Source organism: Klenkia terrae, assembly GCF_900491935.1.
Lineage (GTDB): Bacteria > Actinomycetota > Actinomycetes > Mycobacteriales > Geodermatophilaceae > Klenkia > Klenkia terrae.
The window spans coordinates 2206339-2224503 of the sequence record NZ_UEXK01000004.1; the positions used below are offsets into that span (position 1 = coordinate 2206339).

The 18165-nt window shown below is 73.6% G+C and carries 21 protein-coding genes and 2 tRNA genes; 13 read left to right on the forward strand and 10 right to left on the reverse strand.

What is annotated here, in order from left to right:
• Positions 1 to 111 precede the first annotated feature (111 nt).
• The 7 genes from LFA75_RS11225 (at position 112) to LFA75_RS11255 (ending at position 3434) form a co-directional block, all read left to right on the forward strand.
• Positions 112 to 1023 carry a DUF3566 domain-containing protein gene (locus tag LFA75_RS11225; protein WP_225233722.1) on the forward strand — a complete coding sequence of 304 codons (912 nt, stop codon included), beginning with the start codon at positions 112 to 114 and terminating at the stop codon, positions 1021 to 1023.
• 59 nt (positions 1024 to 1082) lie between these two features.
• A tRNA-Ile gene (locus LFA75_RS11230) sits at positions 1083 to 1156 on the forward strand.
• Between the two features lie 35 nt (positions 1157 to 1191).
• Positions 1192 to 1332, forward strand: a complete 141-nt coding sequence (locus LFA75_RS11235) for a DLW-39 family protein (RefSeq protein WP_225233723.1) — start codon at positions 1192 to 1194, stop codon at positions 1330 to 1332.
• A 26-nt stretch (positions 1333 to 1358) separates the two neighbouring features.
• Positions 1359 to 1431: transfer RNA gene (locus LFA75_RS11240), tRNA-Ala, on the forward strand.
• Between the two features lie 149 nt (positions 1432 to 1580).
• A complete protein-coding gene (locus LFA75_RS11245) occupies positions 1581 to 1985 on the forward strand; it encodes a DUF2020 domain-containing protein (protein WP_225233724.1) in 405 nt (134 codons plus the stop codon).
• 34 nt (positions 1986 to 2019) lie between these two features.
• Positions 2020 to 2562: a peptidylprolyl isomerase gene (locus LFA75_RS11250; RefSeq protein ID WP_225233725.1), complete on the forward strand. Its 543-nt coding sequence runs from the start codon at positions 2020 to 2022 to the stop codon at positions 2560 to 2562.
• A gap of 128 nt (positions 2563 to 2690) precedes the next feature.
• Positions 2691 to 3434, forward strand: coding sequence for a rhomboid family intramembrane serine protease (locus LFA75_RS11255; protein ID WP_225233726.1), 744 nt, complete (start codon positions 2691 to 2693; stop codon positions 3432 to 3434).
• Between the two features lie 10 nt (positions 3435 to 3444).
• On the opposite strand, the gene LFA75_RS11260 is transcribed toward LFA75_RS11255, so the two are convergent.
• On the reverse strand, positions 3445 to 3843 hold the full coding sequence (locus LFA75_RS11260) for a PH domain-containing protein (protein WP_225233727.1): 399 nt from the start codon (positions 3841 to 3843) through the stop codon (positions 3445 to 3447).
• A 479-nt stretch (positions 3844 to 4322) separates the two neighbouring features.
• On the opposite strand from LFA75_RS11260, the gene LFA75_RS11265 reads away from it, so the two are divergent.
• Together LFA75_RS11265 and LFA75_RS11270 are read left to right on the forward strand one after the other, a co-directional pair.
• On the forward strand, positions 4323 to 5258 hold the full coding sequence (locus LFA75_RS11265; RefSeq protein WP_225233728.1) for an NAD(P)H-binding protein: 936 nt from the start codon (positions 4323 to 4325) through the stop codon (positions 5256 to 5258).
• Complete coding sequence (locus tag LFA75_RS11270) at positions 5255 to 6058, forward strand: CPBP family intramembrane glutamic endopeptidase (protein ID WP_225233729.1); 804 nt, start codon at positions 5255 to 5257, stop codon at positions 6056 to 6058. Before LFA75_RS11265 ends, LFA75_RS11270 begins: the two co-directional genes overlap by 4 nt.
• 12 nt (positions 6059 to 6070) lie before the next feature.
• Here LFA75_RS11270 and crgA read toward each other — a convergent pair whose 3' ends face one another.
• The gene (crgA, locus tag LFA75_RS11275; RefSeq protein ID WP_225233730.1) at positions 6071 to 6343 is read right to left on the reverse strand and encodes a cell division protein CrgA; all 273 of its coding nucleotides are present in this window, start codon (positions 6341 to 6343) and stop codon (positions 6071 to 6073) included.
• 183 nt (positions 6344 to 6526) lie between these two features.
• Between crgA and LFA75_RS11280 the strand changes: the two genes are divergently transcribed.
• From LFA75_RS11280 to LFA75_RS11295, 4 genes are read left to right on the forward strand one after another with little or no spacing between them, the layout of a single operon-like run.
• Positions 6527 to 7276 (forward strand): DUF881 domain-containing protein, encoded by a 750-nt coding sequence (locus tag LFA75_RS11280; protein ID WP_225233731.1) that lies wholly within the window; start codon positions 6527 to 6529, stop codon positions 7274 to 7276.
• Positions 7277 to 7302: 26 nt separating this feature from the next.
• Positions 7303 to 8286, forward strand: a complete 984-nt coding sequence (locus LFA75_RS11285) for a class E sortase (RefSeq protein WP_225233732.1) — start codon at positions 7303 to 7305, stop codon at positions 8284 to 8286.
• Positions 8286 to 8444 (forward strand): hypothetical protein, encoded by a 159-nt coding sequence (locus tag LFA75_RS11290; protein WP_225233733.1) that lies wholly within the window; start codon positions 8286 to 8288, stop codon positions 8442 to 8444. Before LFA75_RS11285 ends, LFA75_RS11290 begins: the two co-directional genes overlap by 1 nt.
• Complete coding sequence (locus LFA75_RS11295) at positions 8441 to 9091, forward strand: aminodeoxychorismate/anthranilate synthase component II (RefSeq protein WP_225233734.1); 651 nt, start codon at positions 8441 to 8443, stop codon at positions 9089 to 9091. The genes LFA75_RS11290 and LFA75_RS11295 overlap by 4 nt, the downstream gene beginning before the upstream one ends.
• A 155-nt stretch (positions 9092 to 9246) precedes the next feature.
• On the opposite strand, the gene pknB is transcribed toward LFA75_RS11295, so the two are convergent.
• From pknB to LFA75_RS11335, 8 genes are all read right to left on the reverse strand, one after another.
• Positions 9247 to 11022: a Stk1 family PASTA domain-containing Ser/Thr kinase gene (gene pknB, locus LFA75_RS11300; protein ID WP_225233735.1), complete on the reverse strand. Its 1776-nt coding sequence runs from the start codon at positions 11020 to 11022 to the stop codon at positions 9247 to 9249.
• 91 nt (positions 11023 to 11113) lie between these two features.
• The gene (locus tag LFA75_RS11305; protein ID WP_225233736.1) at positions 11114 to 12541 is read right to left on the reverse strand and encodes a serine/threonine-protein kinase; all 1428 of its coding nucleotides are present in this window, start codon (positions 12539 to 12541) and stop codon (positions 11114 to 11116) included.
• Positions 12542 to 13993, reverse strand: coding sequence for a peptidoglycan D,D-transpeptidase FtsI family protein (locus tag LFA75_RS11310; protein WP_225233737.1), 1452 nt, complete (start codon positions 13991 to 13993; stop codon positions 12542 to 12544).
• Complete coding sequence (locus LFA75_RS11315) at positions 13990 to 15426, reverse strand: FtsW/RodA/SpoVE family cell cycle protein (RefSeq protein ID WP_225233738.1); 1437 nt, start codon at positions 15424 to 15426, stop codon at positions 13990 to 13992. The genes LFA75_RS11310 and LFA75_RS11315 overlap by 4 nt, the downstream gene beginning before the upstream one ends.
• Positions 15426 to 15917, reverse strand: a complete 492-nt coding sequence (locus LFA75_RS11320; RefSeq protein ID WP_225233739.1) for a hypothetical protein — start codon at positions 15915 to 15917, stop codon at positions 15426 to 15428. The genes LFA75_RS11315 and LFA75_RS11320 overlap by 1 nt, the downstream gene beginning before the upstream one ends.
• A complete protein-coding gene (locus LFA75_RS11325; protein WP_225233740.1) occupies positions 15911 to 16732 on the reverse strand; it encodes a PP2C family protein-serine/threonine phosphatase in 822 nt (273 codons plus the stop codon). Before LFA75_RS11325 ends, LFA75_RS11320 begins: the two co-directional genes overlap by 7 nt.
• A complete protein-coding gene (locus LFA75_RS11330; protein WP_225233741.1) occupies positions 16729 to 17190 on the reverse strand; it encodes an FHA domain-containing protein FhaB/FipA in 462 nt (153 codons plus the stop codon). Before LFA75_RS11330 ends, LFA75_RS11325 begins: the two co-directional genes overlap by 4 nt.
• On the reverse strand, positions 17187 to 18071 hold the full coding sequence (locus tag LFA75_RS11335) for an FhaA domain-containing protein (RefSeq protein WP_225233742.1): 885 nt from the start codon (positions 18069 to 18071) through the stop codon (positions 17187 to 17189). Before LFA75_RS11335 ends, LFA75_RS11330 begins: the two co-directional genes overlap by 4 nt.
• Positions 18072 to 18165: the final 94 nt, after the last annotated feature.

The window sequence follows — 18165 nt, forward strand, 5'->3', positions numbered from 1 at the left end:
TCGCGAGGTCCACCCGGGACGGCTGAGCGACCACCGATGTGCGGTCGCCACCCCACCGGGTGGCACCGGGCGCGACGGGGGCGGGAGACCGGCCCCGGGACGGAGAGCGGGATGAGCGACCGGACCCAGTCCTCGGTGCGGACCGAGGACTCCTCGGCGGCAGCCGACCCCGAGACCGCGGCGATCACGCCCGACGAGCCGGCCCGGTCCTCGTCGGCGCCGGCCGCCGGCGCGAAGGGCGCCCCGGCCACCGCGCCGGGCTGGGGCGGTGCGACCCCGAGCAAGCAGAACCCGGCCAAGGGCGCCGGCGGGCAGAAGCCCGCCCAGCAGGCCCCGCCGGCCGGTCAGGCCCCGGCCGGGCCCACGCAGCCGGCCGGCAAGCCGGCCCAGCAGTCCGGCCGACCGGCCGGCAACGGCCAGCCCGCCGGTGCACGTCCGGCCGGCCAGCGCCCGGCCGCGGCCGCCGGTGCCACCGTGGGTGCGGCCCGCCAGGGTGCTCCGCAGACCGGGGCCCGCCCGGCCAACCGGGCCGCCGCCGGTGCGCCCCGGCCCGCGACCGACCGGCCCCCGTCGGTCGTCGCCCGCGCGGCCGAGGGTCGTGGCCCGGAGTCCGCCGAGGGCGAGCGGCCCAGCGGCAAGGTGCGCGGCTCCGGTCGCGGACCCCGCCGGGCCCGCCTGCAGCTGCGGCACATCGACACCTGGTCGGCGCTGAAGATCTCGCTGGTGCTGGCCATCGCGCTGTTCTTCGTGTGGATGGTCGCCGTCGGCGTCCTCTACGGGGTGCTCAACGGCCTCGGCGTGTTCACCACCGTCAACGACCTGATCGGCCAGCTCGGCTCCAGCTCCGGGGACGCCGGCCCGACCGACGTCATCACCCCCGGCATCGTGTTCGGCGGCGCGGCGGTCATCGGTGCGGTGAACATCGTGCTGTTCACCGCGCTGTGCACCGTGGGCACGTTCGTCTACAACCTGTGCGCGGACCTGGTCGGCGGCCTCGAGGTCACCCTGTCCGAGCGCGACTAGCCGGCCGGACCCCGCGCGGCGGCGCCGCACGAGGTCCAGGTATGGTTTCCGAGGTTCACGGGCCTGTAGCTCAGACGGTTAGAGCGCATCCCTGATAAGGATGAGGCCGGAGGTTCAAGTCCTCCCAGGCCCACCGTGCACCGCTCGACGGCGAGGAGGTCGGCACCCGTGCTGAAGAAGGTCGCCGTGGCGGCACTGGCCGCAGGGGCACTGCTGGCCCTGCGCAAGCGGTCGGCAGCCCAGATCGACGAGGACCTGTGGGCCGAGGCCGCCCGCAGCCCCGACGCCGTCCGCACGACCCAGCGCTAGACCCGGTGGTGCCCGCACCGCCTCCCGGGGACGTAGCTCAATTGGTAGAGCACCGCCTTTGCAAGGCGGGGGTCAGGGGTTCGATTCCCCTCGTCTCCACAGCGTCCCGGTGGTCCGCCGTCCCGGTCCTGGCCCTGCTGCTGGCCGGTTGCGGCACCTCGACCACGGACGAGCCGGCGGCGTCGTCGAGCGCACCGGCCAGCACGGCCGCGACCAGCGCCCCTGCCCCGCCGACCAGCAGCGCAGCGGTGCCCGCCGAGCCGGTGACCACCAAGCAGGACTGCCCCTACCTCGACACCGCCTTCGTGCAGGACACGGTGGGCCAGCAGACGCCCACCGTCACCACCACCGGGGTCCCCGGCGGCCCGCCGCCGGGCTGCACGTTCGCCAAGCCGAACGGGGAGCCGGCGCTGACCGTCGAGATCACCCAAGCCGCGGACGGGGTCGCTGCGCGCACCGCCGCCGTCGAGCGGGTGGCCGGCATCGGCGGCACGGCGGTCACCGACATCGCCGACGGCGGGGGGATCGCCGTCGGCACCGGCCAGACCGTGCTCGCCGTCGCCGACGGCACGCTCGTCGTCGTGGTGACGGTCAACCAGGAATCCAGCCTGCAGGCGCGCGAGATCACCCAGACCGTCGTCGCCGCGGTCTGAGGCGGGTCGGCAGCCCATCGCCGCAGGTGGGACGATGGGGGGCGTGACCGAATCGACTCCTGCGCGGCGCGCAGTCCTGCACACCAACCACGGCGACATCACCGTGGACCTGTTCCCGGACCACGCCCCCAAGACCGTCGCCAACTTCGCCGAGCTCGCCGAGGGCAGCCGCGAGTGGGTGGACCCCCGTACCCGGGCGAAGACCACCGACAAGCTCTACGACGGCACGATCTTCCACCGGGTCATCGACGGCTTCATGATCCAGGGCGGGGACCCCCTCGGCCAGGGCACCGGCGGCCCCGGCTACCGCTTCGGCGACGAGTTCCACCCCGACCTGCAGTTCTCCAAGCCCTACCTGCTGGCCATGGCCAACGCCGGGCCGGGCACCAACGGCTCGCAGTTCTTCATCACCACCACCAACACCCCGCACCTGAACAACAAGCACACGATCTTCGGCGAGGTGGCCGACGACGCCTCCCGCCAGGTCGTCGACGCCATCGGCAAGGTCCCCACCGCCCGCGGTGACAAGCCCCTCGAGGACGTCGTGATCACCTCGGTCGAGGTGCAGCGCAGCTGAGCACCACCGACGGACCCGGGGGTGCGGGCGCCCAGCCCGCGCCCCCGGCCACCACCTGCTACCGGCACCCCGACCGGCCGACCCGGATCTCCTGCGTCCGCTGCGGCCGGCCGATCTGCCCGGAGTGCATGAACCCCGCCTCGGTCGGCTTCCAGTGCCCCGAGGAGCTCGCCGACGCCCGACGCACCGTGCGGACCCCCAAGCGCACCACCGGCGTGCGGGTCGCCGGCAAGCGCTGGGGCCCGGTCACCCTCGTGCTGGTGGCCATCAACGTCGCGGTCGGCATCGCCACCGCGGTCGCCGCGCTGGTGTCCGGCGGCAACCCGGTCAACTCGTTCAACTCACCGCTGACCAGCGAGCTGCTCAGCGCCCCCGTCCTGGTCGACCAGGGCGAGTGGTGGCGCGTGGTGACCAGCGCCTTCACCCACGCCAGCATCCTGCACCTGGCCCTGAACATGCTCGCCCTGCTGCTGTTCGGCTCCGAGCTCGAGCGCCTGCTGGGCAAGGGCCGCTACCTGACCGTCTACCTGGTCTCCGCCCTCGGTGGCGCCGCTGCCCTGCAGCTGTTCGGTGCCTACCTGGGCGGGGTCGTCGGTGCCTCCGGTGCCATCTACGGCCTGCTCGGTGCCTTCGGCGTCGTGCTGCTGCGGCAGAAGCAGGACCTGCGCGGCCTGCTCACCCTGCTGGCGATCAACCTGGTGATCAGCTTCCTGCCCGGCGTCTCGCTGCTGGGGCACCTGGGTGGCCTGGTCGCCGGTGCGGTGACCGCCGTCGTCCTGCTGTGGGCCGGACAACGCCGGGTGCTGGCCGTCGCCGGGGTCGCCGCCGTGGTGGCCGTGCTGCTCGTGCTGACCTTCGGCGGCCTGCGCTAGACCTGCCGCGCTACACCGGTCGGTGCCCCAGGAGCTGGGCGCCGACCTGCTCCGGGTCGGTCCCCAGGTCCCGGCGGCCGAGCACCAGCAGCACCGCGTCGTCGCCGGTGTCCTCCAGCTCGAGCGTGGTGCTGCGCATCCCGAGCCGTCGGCCGGTGCGCACCCGGGCCCGCAACCGCTCCCGGGGGATGACCGTGCGCCCGCCCAGGGTGGCGACGACGACCTGCGCCTCGTCGGCCAGCAGGCGCGGCCTCAGCACCAGGTCCCGCACGACGACGGCGACCAGCAGCAGCGTCGCCGCGCCGAGCAGCACCCGGCCCGGGGTGTCCACCAGGAGCACGCCGGCCCCCAGGACGACGGCCACCGCGGCGGCCACGAACGTCTCGCCGGGGCGGGTCGACCAGTGCACCGGGCCAGCTTCCTCCACACCGTCCACCTGGTTGTCCACAGGGCGGGGTGTCGACACCGGGACGCGCCGTCCGACCTCGGCGTTCGTGCTCCCGGCCACCGTCCGGACACGCCCGGTGACCGCCCCCGGGACGGGGTGGTCACGGTCGCGGAGTCGATTCGTCCACACCTGTGTGCACAGGTGGGGACAGAAGAACAGGGATGTAGTTACGCCGGTGCGCCTGGCGTCCCACCCGTCACAGCCGGGGCGGAACCGCAGGTCAGCAGCCGGTCGACCGGTGCGCTCCCTCCACACTCGGTGGACAAACCTGGGGGCGGTCGGTCACCGCCGTTGTGGATCAGGTCGTCGTCCTGTGCACACGTCGGGGACGGACCGGGCGGCCCGCAGTGGTCGACATCTCGACACCGACCGGACCGGTTCGTCGCACTCGGGCTGCGGGGTGGCCCGCGAACCCGGACGCTGGACGGGTGCAGGTTCTGGTGACTGGAGCGTCCGGGTTCGTGGGTGGTCGGCTGGCGCCGGCCCTGGTGGAGGAAGGGCACCGGGTGAAGGCGATGACCCGACGCCCGGCGGAGTACACCGGTGCCGGGGAGGCCGTGGCCGGCGACGTGGCCGACGAGGCGTCGCTGCGGGTCGCCCTGGAGGGCTGCGAGGCCGCCTACTACCTGGTGCACAGCCTGGACAGCTCGGACTTCCAGGACAAGGACGCCGACGCCGCGCGCAGCTTCGGCCGGGCCGCCGCCGACGCCGGGGTCCGCCGGATCGTCTACCTGGGCGGCCTGGGCGACGACGCCGACGACCTCTCCGCGCACCTGCGCAGCCGCCGCCAGGTCGAGCACCTGCTGGGCGAGGGCGGGGTGCCGGTCACCGTGCTGCGGGCCGGCATCGTCGTCGGCCACGGCGGGGTGTCGTGGGAGCTGACCCGTCAGCTGGTCGCCCACCTGCCGGCGATGGTCACCCCGCGCTGGGTGCACACCCGGACCCAGCCGATCGCCGTCGCCGACGTCGTGCGGTACCTGGTGGGCGTGCTGGAGTCCCCCGAGGCGGAGGGGCGGGTCTTCGAGGTCGGCGGTCCCGACGTCCTGGAGTACCTGGAGATGATGACCCGGGTGGCCGACATCCAGGGCAGGCACATGTTCGTCGTCCCGGTGCCGTTGCTGACCCCGCAGCTGTCGGCCCGCTGGCTGGCGCTGGTCACCGATGTCGACCTGCAGACCGGCAAGTCGCTGATCGACTCGATGACCAACGAGGTCGTGGTCCGAGACGACAGCATCCGGCAGGTCGTGCCGTTCGAGCCGATGGACTACGACACGGCCGTGCTGACGGCGCTGGGCGAGCGCGCGGCCGAGCGCCGCGCCAAGGCCGGCGGCCGGACCCGGCACGGCGGACTGCTCGCCCGCGGGGCCCGGTCGTGACCGGCCTGCCCCGCTGGGGCACCCGGGCGCTGCGGCCCTCCGGTCCGCTGGACCGCACGATCACCCGGTGGGCGCGGCGCGCGCCGGCCTGGCTGATCGACCCGGTGCCGCGCGACCACCGGGAGTCCGACCAGGCCTTCCGCCGCCGCCGGAAGGTCACCGCCGGGGTCTCGGTGCTCGGTGCGGGCCTGCTGGGGGTCTCGCTGTCCCAGAAGCCGGACTCCAAGGAGTTCTACAGCTTGACGATGGCCGTCGCGGGCACCTGGGTGGCCGGCGGGATCGCCTCCGGGCCGCTGCACCTGGGCTGGATGCGGTCGTCGAAGGAGGTGCTGCACCGGCCGGTGATCACCCCGGTGCTCAGCGGCGTCGGCATCTTCGGGGTGTTCTACAGCGCGGCCCTGGTGGCCCGGAAGATCCCGGTGCTCAACGCCGCGGTGACGCGGATCCTGCGCTACGCCCACCAGGGCAACCCGGCGCTGGTGGCCACCACGACGCTGGCCAACGGCATGGCCGAGGAGGTGTTCTTCCGCGGCGCGCTGTACGCCGCGGCGGGCACCACGCACCCGGTCGCGAAGTCCACCGCGGTCTACGCGCTGGCGACCACGGCCACGCGCAACCCGGCCCTGGTGCTGGCCTCGGTGGTGATGGGTGCGCTGTTCGGGTGGCAGCGCAAGGTCACCGGCGGCATCCAGGCCCCGGTGCTGACCCACCTGGTGTGGTCCACGTTGATGCTCAAGTTCCTGCCGGCGCTCTTCGACGACCAGCCCGAGATCGAGGTCGAGCGCCCGCAGGATGAGTAGGGCGCGGGCGCGTCAGCGCCAGCGCATCGACATGACCAGCCCGGCCACCATCGCGCCGAAGCCGATCGCGAAGTTCCAGGCCGACAGCGAGACCATGAACGGGATCTTGTCGCCGGCCACGTAGTAGACGACGATCCAGACCAGCCCGACGAGCATCAGGGCGATCATGAGGGGTGCGTACCAGCGGGGGCTGGGCTGCGCGGCCCGCACCCGGTTCGCGCTGGAGGGCAGCACGCCCTCCGGCGGGGTGTACACCGACTTCTTGCGCACCTTGGACTTGGGCACCGCGACGTCTCCTCGACCTCGATGAGCACCGGCTCGCCGGTCCTGGCCTGCCGGCCGGGCCCTGCTACCAGACGGGGGACCGGCCGTCGTGGCCGGTCCGGTTCCTCCCCAGCCTAAGCTGCAGGCAGCGCGGGTGAGGCCGACGGCCTGCACCGCGCGCCGTCGAGGTCCCGGGAGGTGCACGTGCGCAGGAGCAGGGCACGCCGCCGGCGGACCGCGTGGGACGCCCTGGTGCCCGTGGTCGCGCTGGCCGCCGGGCTGCTGTTCGCAACCTCCGGGCAGACCGCGCGCGGCACCGACCTGCGGGCCGGGGACGTCACCGAGCTGTCCCAGCTGATCCGGCAGCTCCAGCGGGACAACGACGGCCAGCAGGTCGTGCTCAACGACCTGCAGGACCGGGTGCAGGCGCTGACCGCCGCCGAGGCCGGCAGCAACGGCGAGGTGGCCGAGGCCGCCGCGCAGGGTGCCGCGCAGGAGGCGTCGGCCGGGTTCACCGCGATGTCGGGTCCGGGCCTGGAGATCACCCTGGACGACGCCCCGGAGTCCGCCGACGGCACGCTGCCGCGCGGGGCCACCCCCGACGCGCTGGTCATCCACCAGTCCGACGTGCAGGGCGTGGTCAACGCGCTGTGGGCGGCCGGCGCCGACGGGGTCACCATCATGGGCCAGCGGCTGATCGCCACCAGCGCCGTCCGCTGCGTCGGCAACGTCCTGCTGCTGCAGGGCCGGACCTACTCCCCGCCCTTCGTGGTCACCGCGGTCGGCGACGCCGACGCGATGCGCGAGCGCCTCGGCCAGTCCTACGAGGTCTCCCTGCTCCAGCAGGCGGTGGACCGCTTCGGCCTCACCTACCGGGTGGAGGACTCCTCGCAGGTCGACCTGCCCGCCTACGATGGCGCGCTGGACCTGCAGTACGCCTCCGCCGCCGGCTGAGACCTGCTGCGGGGCGGGGAGGCACCATGGACGACACCGAGGCCGGGCGACCCCGGCGCGGCCGGCACGCCCCGGAGGAGCCGACCGACCGGGTCGCCGCACCGCCGCCGGCGGCCGATGCCACCGTCCGCACGACCCGGGTGCCCGACGTCCCGCAGGACGACGACCTCCCCGCCCGCGACGCCGACCCCCGCGCGGCCGACGACGAGCAGGACAGCGAGCTGGACGACGAGCCGGACGACGACGCGTCCGACCGCCGTCCGCCGCGGCCGGCGCGCAGCCGGGGCGACCTGGTCCGCACCGGTGTGCGCGGGGTGGGCCAGCTGCTGGTCACCGCCGGTCTCGTGGTGCTGCTGTTCGTGGTCTACGAGGTCTGGATCACCGATCTGTCCAGCGACCGCAAGCAGGACGCGCTGTCCCAGGAGCTGCGCGAGGACTGGGGCGGCGGCTCCGACGACCCGACCGTGCCCACGCTGCCCGGGGGCGGGCTCTCCGAGGTCCCCCTCGGGGAGGGCTTCGCGTTCATCCGCATCCCGCGGTTCGGCGCGGACTACGTGAAGGTGATCCTCGAGGGCACCGACGAGGACGAGCTGGTCGAGGGCCCGGGCCACTACGTGGACACCGCCATGCCGGGAGAGCAGGGCAACTTCGCCCTGGCCGGCCACCGGGTCGGCAAGGGCTCGCCGTTCCTGGACCTGGACCAGCTGCAGTCCGGCGACCCGATCGTGATCGAGACCGAGGACACCTGGTACGTCTACCGGGTGGTCGGCGACGACGACCCGAACGGCGTGCCTGCGCAGCAGATCGTGCTGCCCACCGATGTGTCGGTCATCGCCCCCATCCCGAACGGTCCGCTCGACGGCCCGCCGGGCGGGGCATACCTGACGCTGACCACCTGCCACCCGAAGTTCTCCGCCCGCCAGCGCCTCATCGTGCACGCGGCGCTGGACGGCGACCCGATCCCCAAGGCCGACGCCCCCGATGGCCCGCCGGCGCTGAGCGAGGGCTGATGTACACCTGGATCTGGCGGCACCTCCCGGGCGGGACGGCGCTGAAGAGCATGCAGGCACTGCTGCTCGTGCTCGCCGTCTGCGCGCTGCTGCTGTTCGTCGTCTTCCCGTGGGTGGAGCCGAAGCTCCCCTTCAACGAGGTCACGGTGGGCGGATGACCGCGCGGGTGCTCGTCGTCGACAACTTCGACAGCTTCGTCTACAACCTGGTCCAGTACCTCGGCCAGCTCGGCGTGGACAGCGAGGTGCGCCGCAACGACGCGGTGACCGTCGAGGAGCTCGCGGACCTCGACGTGGCCGGTGTGCTGCTCTCGCCGGGCCCGGGGACGCCGACCGACGCCGGGGTGACCGTGCCGATGGTGCGGGCCGCCGCCGAGGCCGGGGTGCCGGTGCTGGGTGTCTGCCTGGGCCACCAGGCCATCGCCGAGGCCTTCGGCGGGGACGTCGTCCGGGCGCCGGAGCTGCTGCACGGCAAGACCAGCCAGGTGGTGCACGACGGCGTCGGGGTGCTGGCCGACCTGCCGTCGCCGTTCACCGCCACCCGCTACCACTCGCTGGCCGTGGAGTCCTCCACCGTCCCGGCCGAGCTGGAGGTCACCGGCCGCACGCCGTCGGGGATCGTGATGGCCCTGCGGCACCGCGAGCTGCCCATCGAGGGCGTGCAGTTCCACCCCGAGTCGGTGCTCACCGAGGGCGGCCACCAGCTGCTGGCCACCTGGCTCACCCAGTGCGGCCTGACCCCCGACCCCGCCTTGGTCGAGTCCGCGAGTGCAGCCGCGAAGCGCCTCCTGACGGCGGTCAGTTAGCCGGCGAACCCGACCACCTACGGATACGGACGCGCGCAGCGCCGTGCGCCGCCGGTGCGGAGGACGGAGTCCTCCCGCCGAAGGTGCACAGACGCGCTCGCCGCAGCTCGGGTACGGCTCCTGACCGCGGTGCGATCCGGAGGATCGCCATGTGCTCAGTTCGACGGCAACGTCGGGATCGGGATGCCGGTGCCGGTGCTCGGCGCGGTGGTGGTGGGCACCGAGGTCGTGGTGGTCTCGGTGGGGATCGGCACCGCGATGAGCACGGTGATCTGGTCGTCGGCGGTCGCCTGGGTGTTGGTGCCGGGCTCGGTGCCGATGGCCTGGCCAGCCGGGACGTCGTTGCTCTCGGCGTTCTGCTGGGTGATGTCGGTGAACCCGGCGGCCTGCAGGGTGGCGCGGGCCTGGTCGTAGGTCTGGCCGCGGACGTCGGGGATCGGTGCGCTGCCGCTGGACAGGCTGAGCGTGATGACCTGGGTCTCCGGGTTGGCCTCGCTGCCCTCGGCGGGGCTGACCGACACCACGGTGCCGGCCGCCTCGGTGGAGGGCACCTGGCTGGTGTTGATCCGGGTGAAACCAGCGTTCTCCAGGTTGGCGCGGGCCGCGGCCTCGGCCAGACCCACCACGTTGGGGATGGTCTCGGTGTCGGGTCCGGCGCTGACCAGCAGGTTGACCGCGGTGCCCTCGTCGACCGACTGGCCGGCGGCGGGGTCGGTGCTGATGACCGAGCCCTCGGCCACGGTCGTGCTGGCCTCGGTGCTGACGGTGCCGAGCTCCAGGCCCTGCTGGGTGAGCGCGGCCTCGGCGGCCGCCTGGGGCTGGTTGACCAGGTTGGGCACCTGCACGGTGGCGGTGGTGGGCGCGGCCGGGGTGTCGCTGCCGCCGCCCCCGCTGTAGAGCGCGACGAGCAGGGCGATCAGCCCGCCGAGCACCAGGACACCGGCCACGACCAGGGCGATGATGCCGCGCTTGCGGCGCTGGGCGGCGGCCTCGTCGTCGGCGTCCCACTGGTCGTCGTGGCCGGGGTAGCCGCCGGCGCCGATGTAGGAGGTGCGCTCGGCGTCGCCCATGACCGGGGTGGCCTCGACCCGCTGGCCGGCGACGGCCCGCAGCAGGTCGCTGCGCATCTCGGCGGCGGACTGGTACCGGTTGGCCGGGTTCTTGCTCATCGCCTTGAGCAGGATGGCGTCGAGCTCCGGCGGCACGCCCGGGTTGATCGAGGACGGCGTCCGGGGGTCCTCGCGCACGTGCTGGTAGGCCACCGCCACCGGGGAGTCGCCGGTGAACGGCGGGGCGCCGGTGACGAGCTCGTAGAGCAGGCAGCCGGCGGAGTAGACGTCGGAGCGGGCGTCGACGCCCTCGCCGCGGGCCTGCTCGGGGGACAGGTACTGCGCGGTGCCGATCACCGCTGCGGTGGAGGTCATCGTGGCGGCGGAGTCCGACACCGCGCGGGCGATGCCGAAGTCCATCACCTTGACGGTGCCCTGCGGGGTGATCATGACGTTCCCGGGCTTGACGTCCCGGTGCACGATGCCGTTGCGGTGGCTGAAGTCCAGCGCGGCGCAGATGTCGGCGGTGAGCGACATCGCGCGGTCGGGTTCGAGCCGGCCCTCGCGGCGCAGCACGTCGCGCAGCGTCTCGCCCTCGATGTACTCCATGACGATGTACGGGGTGGCGCCGGTGGTGGTGCGGTCCTCGCCGGTGTCGTAGACCGCCACGATCGCCGGGTGGTTCAGCGACGCGGAGGCCTGCGCCTCGCGGCGGAAGCGGACCTGGAAGGACGGGTCGCGCGCGAGGTCGCTGCGCAGCACCTTGACCGCGACCTCGCGGCCCAGCCGCAGGTCCCGGCCGCGGTGCACCTCGGCCATGCCGCCCCGGCCGAGGACTCCACCGATCTCGTAGCGCTCACCGAGCACCTGCGGGGTGGTCATCGTCGGTCCTCTCGGGCGGCGGCCGGGATCCCCGGGCCACCAGGCAGCGTAGGCGATCCGGGGTGCGGGATCGGGGAGATGCGGGGGGTGGTCACGGGACCGGCTGCCCCTCGGCGACGGACGACTCGGTGGTGGTCGTCGCGGTCGTCGGCGGGGTCGTGGTGACCGGCGGCGGCGCCTGGGTCGTGGTGGTCCGCGTGGTCGTCGGCGCCTGGGTCGTGGTCGCCGGCGGGGGAGCCTGCGTGGTCTCCTCGCCGGGCTCCTCGGTCGGCTCCTCCTCCCCAGCAGTGGTCTCCTCGGCCGTGGTCTCCGCCGCGGTCGTGCTGGGCGCGCTGGTCGCCGGGGGCGCCGAGGTGGTGGTGGCCGGGGTGGTGGTCGTCGAGGGTGATCCGTCGTCGTCGCCGGAGTCGCTGAGCAGCGTGAAGGCCAGCACGGCGCCGAGCACCAGCAGGAGCACCGCGGCCGCGGCGACCCAGGGCCAGGGCGACCGGCGCCGGGGCTCGTCGTCGTCCCAGCCGTCGGTCTCCTCGTCGACCGGGGGGCCCTGCAGCGGGGGCATGGTGCGCGGGGCGGTGTCCGAGGCGGAGACCGCGGCCGCCGCCGCGGCGCCACCGCCGATCAGCTGCGTGCTGCCGCCGCCCACCGCGGGGATGAAGGCGGTCGCGGCGGAGGTGTCCGGTCCCGGTCCGCCGGCGGCGATCCGGCGGGCGGCCGCGGCGAAGGCACCGCCGTCGGGGAAGCGGGCCGCGGGGTCCTTGGACAGCGCCTTCTCCACCAGCGCCCGCACCGGGGCGGGGACGGCGGCCGGCAGCGGCGGCGGGGGCCGGTTGATCTGGGCCAGCGCGATGGCCACCTGGGAGTCGCCGTCGAAGGGCCGGTTGCCGGCCAGGCACTCGTAGCCGAGCACGCCGAGGGAGTAGACGTCCGACGCCGCGGTGACCTGGAAGCCCTGCGCCTGCTCGGGCGAGAGGTACTGGGCGGTGCCGACCACCATGCCGGTGCGGGTCAGCGGGGCGGCGTCCCGCGCCCAGGCGATCCCGAAGTCGGTCAGCTTGACCACGCCGTCGGGCCGGACCATGAGGTTGCCGGGCTTGATGTCGCGGTGCACGACGCCGGCCCGGTGCGCGGCGGACAGGCCCTCGCCGGCCTGGGCGAGCACGTCCAGGGTGCGCTCCGGGGAGAGGGTGATCTCCCGGTCCAGGATGGCGACCAGCGGCTCGCCCTCGACGTACTCCATGACCAGGAAGGCCAGCGTGCGGCCGTCGTCGTCCTGGGTCTCGCCGTAGTCGTAGACCGACGCGATGTTGGCGTGCGTCAGCCCGGCGGTGTGCCGGGCCTCGTTGCGGAACCGCTCCAGGAAGTTCTTGTCGCCGGTGTACTCGCTCTTGAGCACCTTGGCGGCGACCGTGCGGCCCAGGGTGCGGTCGGTGGCCTGCCAGACCTCGCCCATGCCGCCGGTGGCGATCGGGGCCGTGATCTCGTACCGGCCGGCCAGGATGCTGCCGATGTGCAGGGCCATCTAGTCCTCCCCGTTCGCGGCCAGGTACGCCGCCATGACCTGCTGGGCGACCGGGGCGGAGAGGTCGCCCCCGGTGCCCTGCCCGCCCTGGATGAAGACGGCGACGGCGATCTGCGGATCCCCGTCGGGGCCGGCGAAGCCGACGAACCACTGGTTGTCGTCGTCGTCGGCGCTGGTCTGGGCGGTGCCGGTCTTGCCGCCGACGGTGTAGCCGTCGATCTGCGCGCGCCGGCCCGAGCCGTTCTCCACGACGCTGACCATCATGTCCTGCAGCTGGCCGGCGACCTCGGCGGAGACGGGCTGGCCCATGACCTCGGGGTCGGTCTGGTCGACGACGCTCAGGTCGGGGGCCTGCAGCTGGTCGACGAGGTAGGGGGTCATCAGGTCGCCGTCGTTGGCGATCGCGGCAGCGATCATCGCCCCCTGCAGCGGGGTGATCTGCACGTTCTGCTGGCCGATGGAGGCCACCGCGAGCTGCGCGTCGCCGTCGATGTCGCCCACGGTGCTCTCGACGACCGGCAGCGGCATCTCGAACCCGCCCTGGTCGATGCCGAACGCCTCGGCCGCCTCGCGCACCCGGTCCTCGCCGAGCTCCACGCCCAGCTGGGCGAAGGCGGTGTTGCACGAGATGGTCAGCGCGTCGATCAGCGGCTGCTCGCCGCTGGGGTCGCAGCTCTCGCCGTTGTAGTTGTTCAGCGGCCGACTGGTGCCCGGCAGCGTGTACTGCTGCGGGGCCGGGACGACGGTCTCGGACGTGTAGCCGTCCTCCAGGGCCGCAGCCGAGACGACCAGCTTGAACACCGAACCGGGCGAGTGGCGCTCGGCGACGGTGGTGTTGATCCGCGGGTCGGGGTCCATCGCGCCGAGGGAGTCGGAGTAGGCGCGGATCGCAGCCGGGTCGTGGCTGGACAGCTGGGCCGGATCGTACCCGGGGCTGCTCACCATCGACAGCACCGCACCGGTCGAGGGGTCCAGGGCGACGACCGCGCCCTGCACGCCGGCCAGGGCGGTGACCGCGGCCTGCTGCGCGGCCGCGTCCAGGGTCAGCTCGACGTTGCCGCCCGAGGGGTCGCGGCCGGTGAACAGGTCGGCGATGCGGCGGAAGGCCAGCCGGTCGTCGGAGCCCGAGAGGATCCCGTCCTCGGCGTCCTCGATGCCGGTGTTGCCGTAGACCAGCGAGTAGTAGCCGGTGACCGTGGAGTAGAGGTCGGCCTGCGGGTACTGGCGGAGGTAGGTCAACGTGTCGTCGGTGGCGACCGACATCGCGACCGGGTTGCCGTCGACCACGATCGCGCCGCGCTCGCGGTCGTACTCCTCGGCCAGGATGCGGGTGTTGGACGCGTTGCCCCGCAGCTCGTCGGAGCGGACCACCTGGATGTAGTTGGCATTGAGGATCAACAGGGTGAACAGCACCAGCACGCTGATCGCCACCTTGCGCAGCGGCGAGTTCACGGCCGGACCACCTCGGTGAGCGCCTCGCCCAGCTTGGGCGCCGGGGGAGCCGGCGGCGCGGCAGGCCGGCGGGCGGCGTCGCTGATCCGGACCAGCAGCGCGACCAGGCCGAAGTTGGCCACCAGCGAGGACCCGCCGTAGGCGACGAACGGCGTGGTCAGCCCGGTCAGCGGCAGCAGGCCGGTGACCCCGCCGAGGACGACGAAGACCTGCCAGGCGACCCCGAAGGCCAGGCCGGCGGCCAGCAGCTTGCCGAAGCCGTCGCGCACCACGAGGGAGGTGCGCAGCCCGCGCTCGACCAGCACCAGGTACAGCACGACCACCGCGACCAGGCCGAACAGGCCCAGCTCCTCGCCGATCGCAGCGGCGATGAAGTCGCTCTTGGCCACCGGGACCTGGTCGGGGCGGCCGCCGCCGAGACCGGCGCCGAACAGCCCGCCGGTGCCCAGCCCGAACAGCGACTGCACGACCTGGTAGCCGCCGCCGTCGGGGTAGTAGGCGAAGGGGTCCAGCCAGGTGTCCACGCGCACGCGGACGTGGCCGAACAGCTGGTAGGCCAGCGTGCCGCCGGCGGCGAAGAGCAGCACACCGATGACCAGCCAGGAGGCGCGCTCGGTGGCGACGTAGAGCATCACCACGAAGATGCCGAACAGCAGCAGCGAGCTGCCCAGGTCGCGCTCGAAGACCAGCACGAGGATCGACACGCCCCAGGCGACCAGCACCGGGCCGAGGTCCCGGGCCCGGGGGACCTCCAGGCCCAGCACCCGGCGGCTGGCCAGCGCCAGCACGTCGCGCTTGTCCACCAGGTAGGCGGCGAAGAAGATGACCAGGCAGATCTTGGCGAACTCACCGGGCTGGATGGAGAAGCCGGCCACCCGGATCCAGATCTTGGCGCCGTTCACCTCCGACAGGGCCGAGGGCAGCACGGCCGGGATGGCCAGCAGCACCAGGCCGACCAGCCCGATCGTGTAGGCCAGCCGGGACAGTGCGCGGTGGTCGCGGACGACCAGCAGGACGGCGACGAAGAGCACCAGGCCCACCGTGGCCCACAGCAGCTGGGTCGGGGCGTCCTCGCGGCTGGAGACCGACTCGCCGAGGGCGTTCGCCGCGATGTCCAGCCGGTGGATCATGGCCAGACCGAGGCCGGTCAGCACCGCGACGCAGGGCAGCAGCAGCGGGTCCGCGTAGGGCGCGAACCGACGCACGACCAGGTGGGCGACCAGCCAGATGCCGGTGAACCAGGCGCTGAAGGTGGCGATCTCCGGGCTCGGCGAGCCGGTGATCGTGATGTCGACGATCGTCTGCGCAGCCACGGTGATGAGCACGGCGAAGCCGAGCATCACCAGCTCGGTGCCGCGACGCCTGGGTGGGGTGGTCACACCCGGTGCGGCGTTCTTGGGATCGGTGCCGGGGCCGATGGCGGGGGCGGCCATCAGCCTGCCTCCCGGCAGTCCACTCCGGGCTCCTGCGTCCGGGTGGACGTCGACGTCTGGGCGGTGGTGCTCGGGGCCGAGCTGGTGGTCGGCAGCGCCGGGGTGCCGGTCGCACCGGGGTCGGTGGTGGTCGGTGCGCTCGTGGTCGGGCTCGGTGAGGCGCTGGTCGTCGCCGACGCCTCGGTGGTGCGGCACAGCGGGAGCAGCTGCTGGCGCAGGTTCTCCAGGATCCGCTCGGCGTCGGCGCGGTCGTCGGCCTCGATGCCGGAGCCGACCCGGCTGCGGGCGGCCTGGGTCAGGTCGGTGTAGGCCAGGTCGGTCGCGGTGTCGAGGCGGTACAGGTCCAGGCCGACGATCGAGGCGTTGATCCCGCGGTAGACGCCGATGTCGCCCTCGTCGACGGAGCGGACGAACCAGTGGTTGCCGACGAAGGCGTAGAAGCCGACGGCGGCGGCCCCGAGGACGACGACCGCGGCCAGGGTGATCAGCACGGTGCGCAGCGGCCGGCGGCCGAGCGGGGGTCGACCTCGCGCTGACCGCGGTTGTCGCCGGCCGCGCCGTCGATCACGGGGTCGATCCGGGAGCTGCCGTCGTCGTCGACGACGTCGGCCACGATGCAGGTGATGTTGTCCGGGCCGCCGCTGCGCAGCGCGAGCTCGATCAGCCGGTCGGCGGTGGCCTGCGGGTCGGGGTCGCGCAGCGCCTCGGCCATCGTCTCGTGGCTGACCACGCCGGACAGGCCGTCGGAGCACAGCAGGTAGCGGTCGCCGGCGCGGGCCTCGCGCATGGACAGGTCGGGGTCGACGTCCTGGCCGTTGAGCGCGCGCAGCAGCAGCGAGCGCTGCGGGTGGCTGTTGGCCTCGTCCTCGGTGATCCGGCCGTCGTCGATCAGCGTCTGCACGAACGTGTCGTCGTGGGTGATCTGGGACAGCTGGCCGTCGCGCACCAGGTAGGCGCGGGAGTCCCCCACGTGGCACAGCGCCAGCCGGCCGCCGGCGAACAGGACGGCGGTGAGCGTGGTGCCCATGCCCTCGAGCTCGGGGGACTCGCGGATGACCTCGCGCAGGTGCTCGCTGCCGTCGAAGACCGCGTTGCGCAGCGAGGCGAGCATGTCGCCGGTGGGGGCGTCGTCGTCCAGGTGCTCGAGGGCGGCGATCACCACCTTGCTGGCCACGTCGCCGGCGGCGTGACCGCCCATCCCGTCGGCCACGGCGAGCAGCCGTGGGCCGGCGTAGACGGAGTCCTGGTTGCTGCCGCGGATGAGACCGCGGTCCGAGCGGGCGGCGTAGCGCAGCACCAACGTCATGAGCGGAGCTCCAGCACTGTCTGTCCGATCCGGATCGGTTGGCCCTGGGCGACCAGCAGCGGGCCCTGCACGCGCTGCTGGTCCAGGTAGGTGCCGTTGGTGGAGCCGAGGTCCTCGACGTACCACTGGCCACCGCGGTTGGTGAGCCGGGCGTGCCGCGAGCTGGCGAAGTCGTCGGTGAGCACCAGGGTGGAGTCGTCGGCGCGGCCGATGAGGATCGCCTGCTCACCGAGGGTGATCTTGGTGCCGGACAGCGGTCCGGCGGTCACGAACAGGTTCTTGGGGCCCCGGGCGCCCTTCTTCTTGCCCGCCTGCGCGCGCGGCGGCACCGATGCGACCCGGCCGGTGCGCCCACCGAGCAGGTCGGCGCGGACGACGCGGAACGCGGCGAAGATGAACAGCCAGAGCAGCAGCAGGAACCCGAACCGGAAGACCTGCAGCACGATCTCGGCGGTCATGCGCCGTCCTGCCGGTAGACCAGCACGGAGTGCCCGATCCGGATGACGTCGCCGTCGCTCAGCGGCTGGCGGCCCACGCGCCGGCCGTTGACCAGCGTGCCGTTGGTCGAGCCGAGGTCCTGGACGACGGCGACCGGACCCTCGAGGACGACGTCGACGTGCTTGCGGCTGACCCCGGTGTCGGGCAGCCGGATGTCGGCCTCGGTGCCGCGGCCGATGACGTTGCTGCCGGGGCCGAGCACGTGCCGGGTGCCCGGGCCGTCGACGACGAGCACGTGGCTGACCCCGGGGCGCTGGCCGGAGCGGCCGACCACGGAGGGACCGGCCGGCCCGCGGCCCTGGATGGAGGGCAGCGGCGGCAGCGGCGGGACCGGCGGGCGACCGGGCACCGGCGGGACGGCGGGGGCCCCGGGTCCGGCGGTGCTCTGGTGGCCGGGGACGGGTCCGCCCCAGTCGTCGTCGAGGCCCGCGGACAGCCGGGCCTGGCGCTCGGGCCGCGGTGCGGACTTCGGGTCGGCGACGTGCGAGGCGACCTCGAAGACCCCGGTGTGCAGCTCCTCGTCGAGCTCGAGCCGGACCTGGACGTCGCCGAAGGTCTGGAACCCCTCGTCGGCGATGTGCTCGGCGACCATGTCGGCGAGCTCGGCGGCCAGCTGCTCGGACCACTCGGCGAGGTTGTCGTAGTCGACCTGGCCCAGGCGCACGTCGTAGACGTTGGGGACGAGCACGCGGCCCTCGCCCATCACCTTGCGCTGCTCGGTTGCCTCGCGCTGCAGGGCCTTGGCGATCTCGGCGGGGTGGACCTTGCCCTTGAAGATCCGGGCGAACGCCAGACCGACCATGCCCTCGAGGCGACGCTCGAAGCGCTGCAGCACACCCACAGTCGCTCCCTACGCTCGGCTGACCTCCCACTGACTGAGGGCCGATCGTAACCGTGACCAGGCTCCGGGGACGTCAGACGAGCCCGCGACGCCC

Excerpts from the sequence above, each read along its gene's own strand:
- LFA75_RS11290 (WP_225233733.1), top strand. The coding sequence starts at position 8,286 with ATGTACACCTGGATCTGGCGGCACCTCCCGGGCGGGACGGCGCTGAAG.
- LFA75_RS11315 (WP_225233738.1), bottom strand. The coding sequence starts at position 15,426 with ATGGCCGCCCCCGCCATCGGCCCCGGCACCGATCCCAAGAACGCCGCA.
- LFA75_RS11295 (WP_225233734.1), top strand. The coding sequence starts at position 8,441 with ATGACCGCGCGGGTGCTCGTCGTCGACAACTTCGACAGCTTCGTCTAC.
- LFA75_RS11325 (WP_225233740.1), bottom strand. The coding sequence starts at position 16,732 with ATGACGTTGGTGCTGCGCTACGCCGCCCGCTCGGACCGCGGTCTCATC.
- LFA75_RS11285 (WP_225233732.1), top strand. The coding sequence starts at position 7,303 with ATGGACGACACCGAGGCCGGGCGACCCCGGCGCGGCCGGCACGCCCCG.
- LFA75_RS11255 (WP_225233726.1), top strand. The coding sequence starts at position 2,691 with ATGAACCCCGCCTCGGTCGGCTTCCAGTGCCCCGAGGAGCTCGCCGAC.
- pknB (WP_225233735.1), bottom strand. The coding sequence starts at position 11,022 with ATGACCACCCCGCAGGTGCTCGGTGAGCGCTACGAGATCGGTGGAGTC.
- LFA75_RS11225 (WP_225233722.1), top strand. The coding sequence starts at position 112 with ATGAGCGACCGGACCCAGTCCTCGGTGCGGACCGAGGACTCCTCGGCG.
- LFA75_RS11305 (WP_225233736.1), bottom strand. The coding sequence starts at position 12,541 with ATGGCCCTGCACATCGGCAGCATCCTGGCCGGCCGGTACGAGATCACG.
- LFA75_RS11330 (WP_225233741.1), bottom strand. The coding sequence starts at position 17,190 with ATGACCGCCGAGATCGTGCTGCAGGTCTTCCGGTTCGGGTTCCTGCTG.
- LFA75_RS11250 (WP_225233725.1), top strand. The coding sequence starts at position 2,020 with ATGGGGGGCGTGACCGAATCGACTCCTGCGCGGCGCGCAGTCCTGCAC.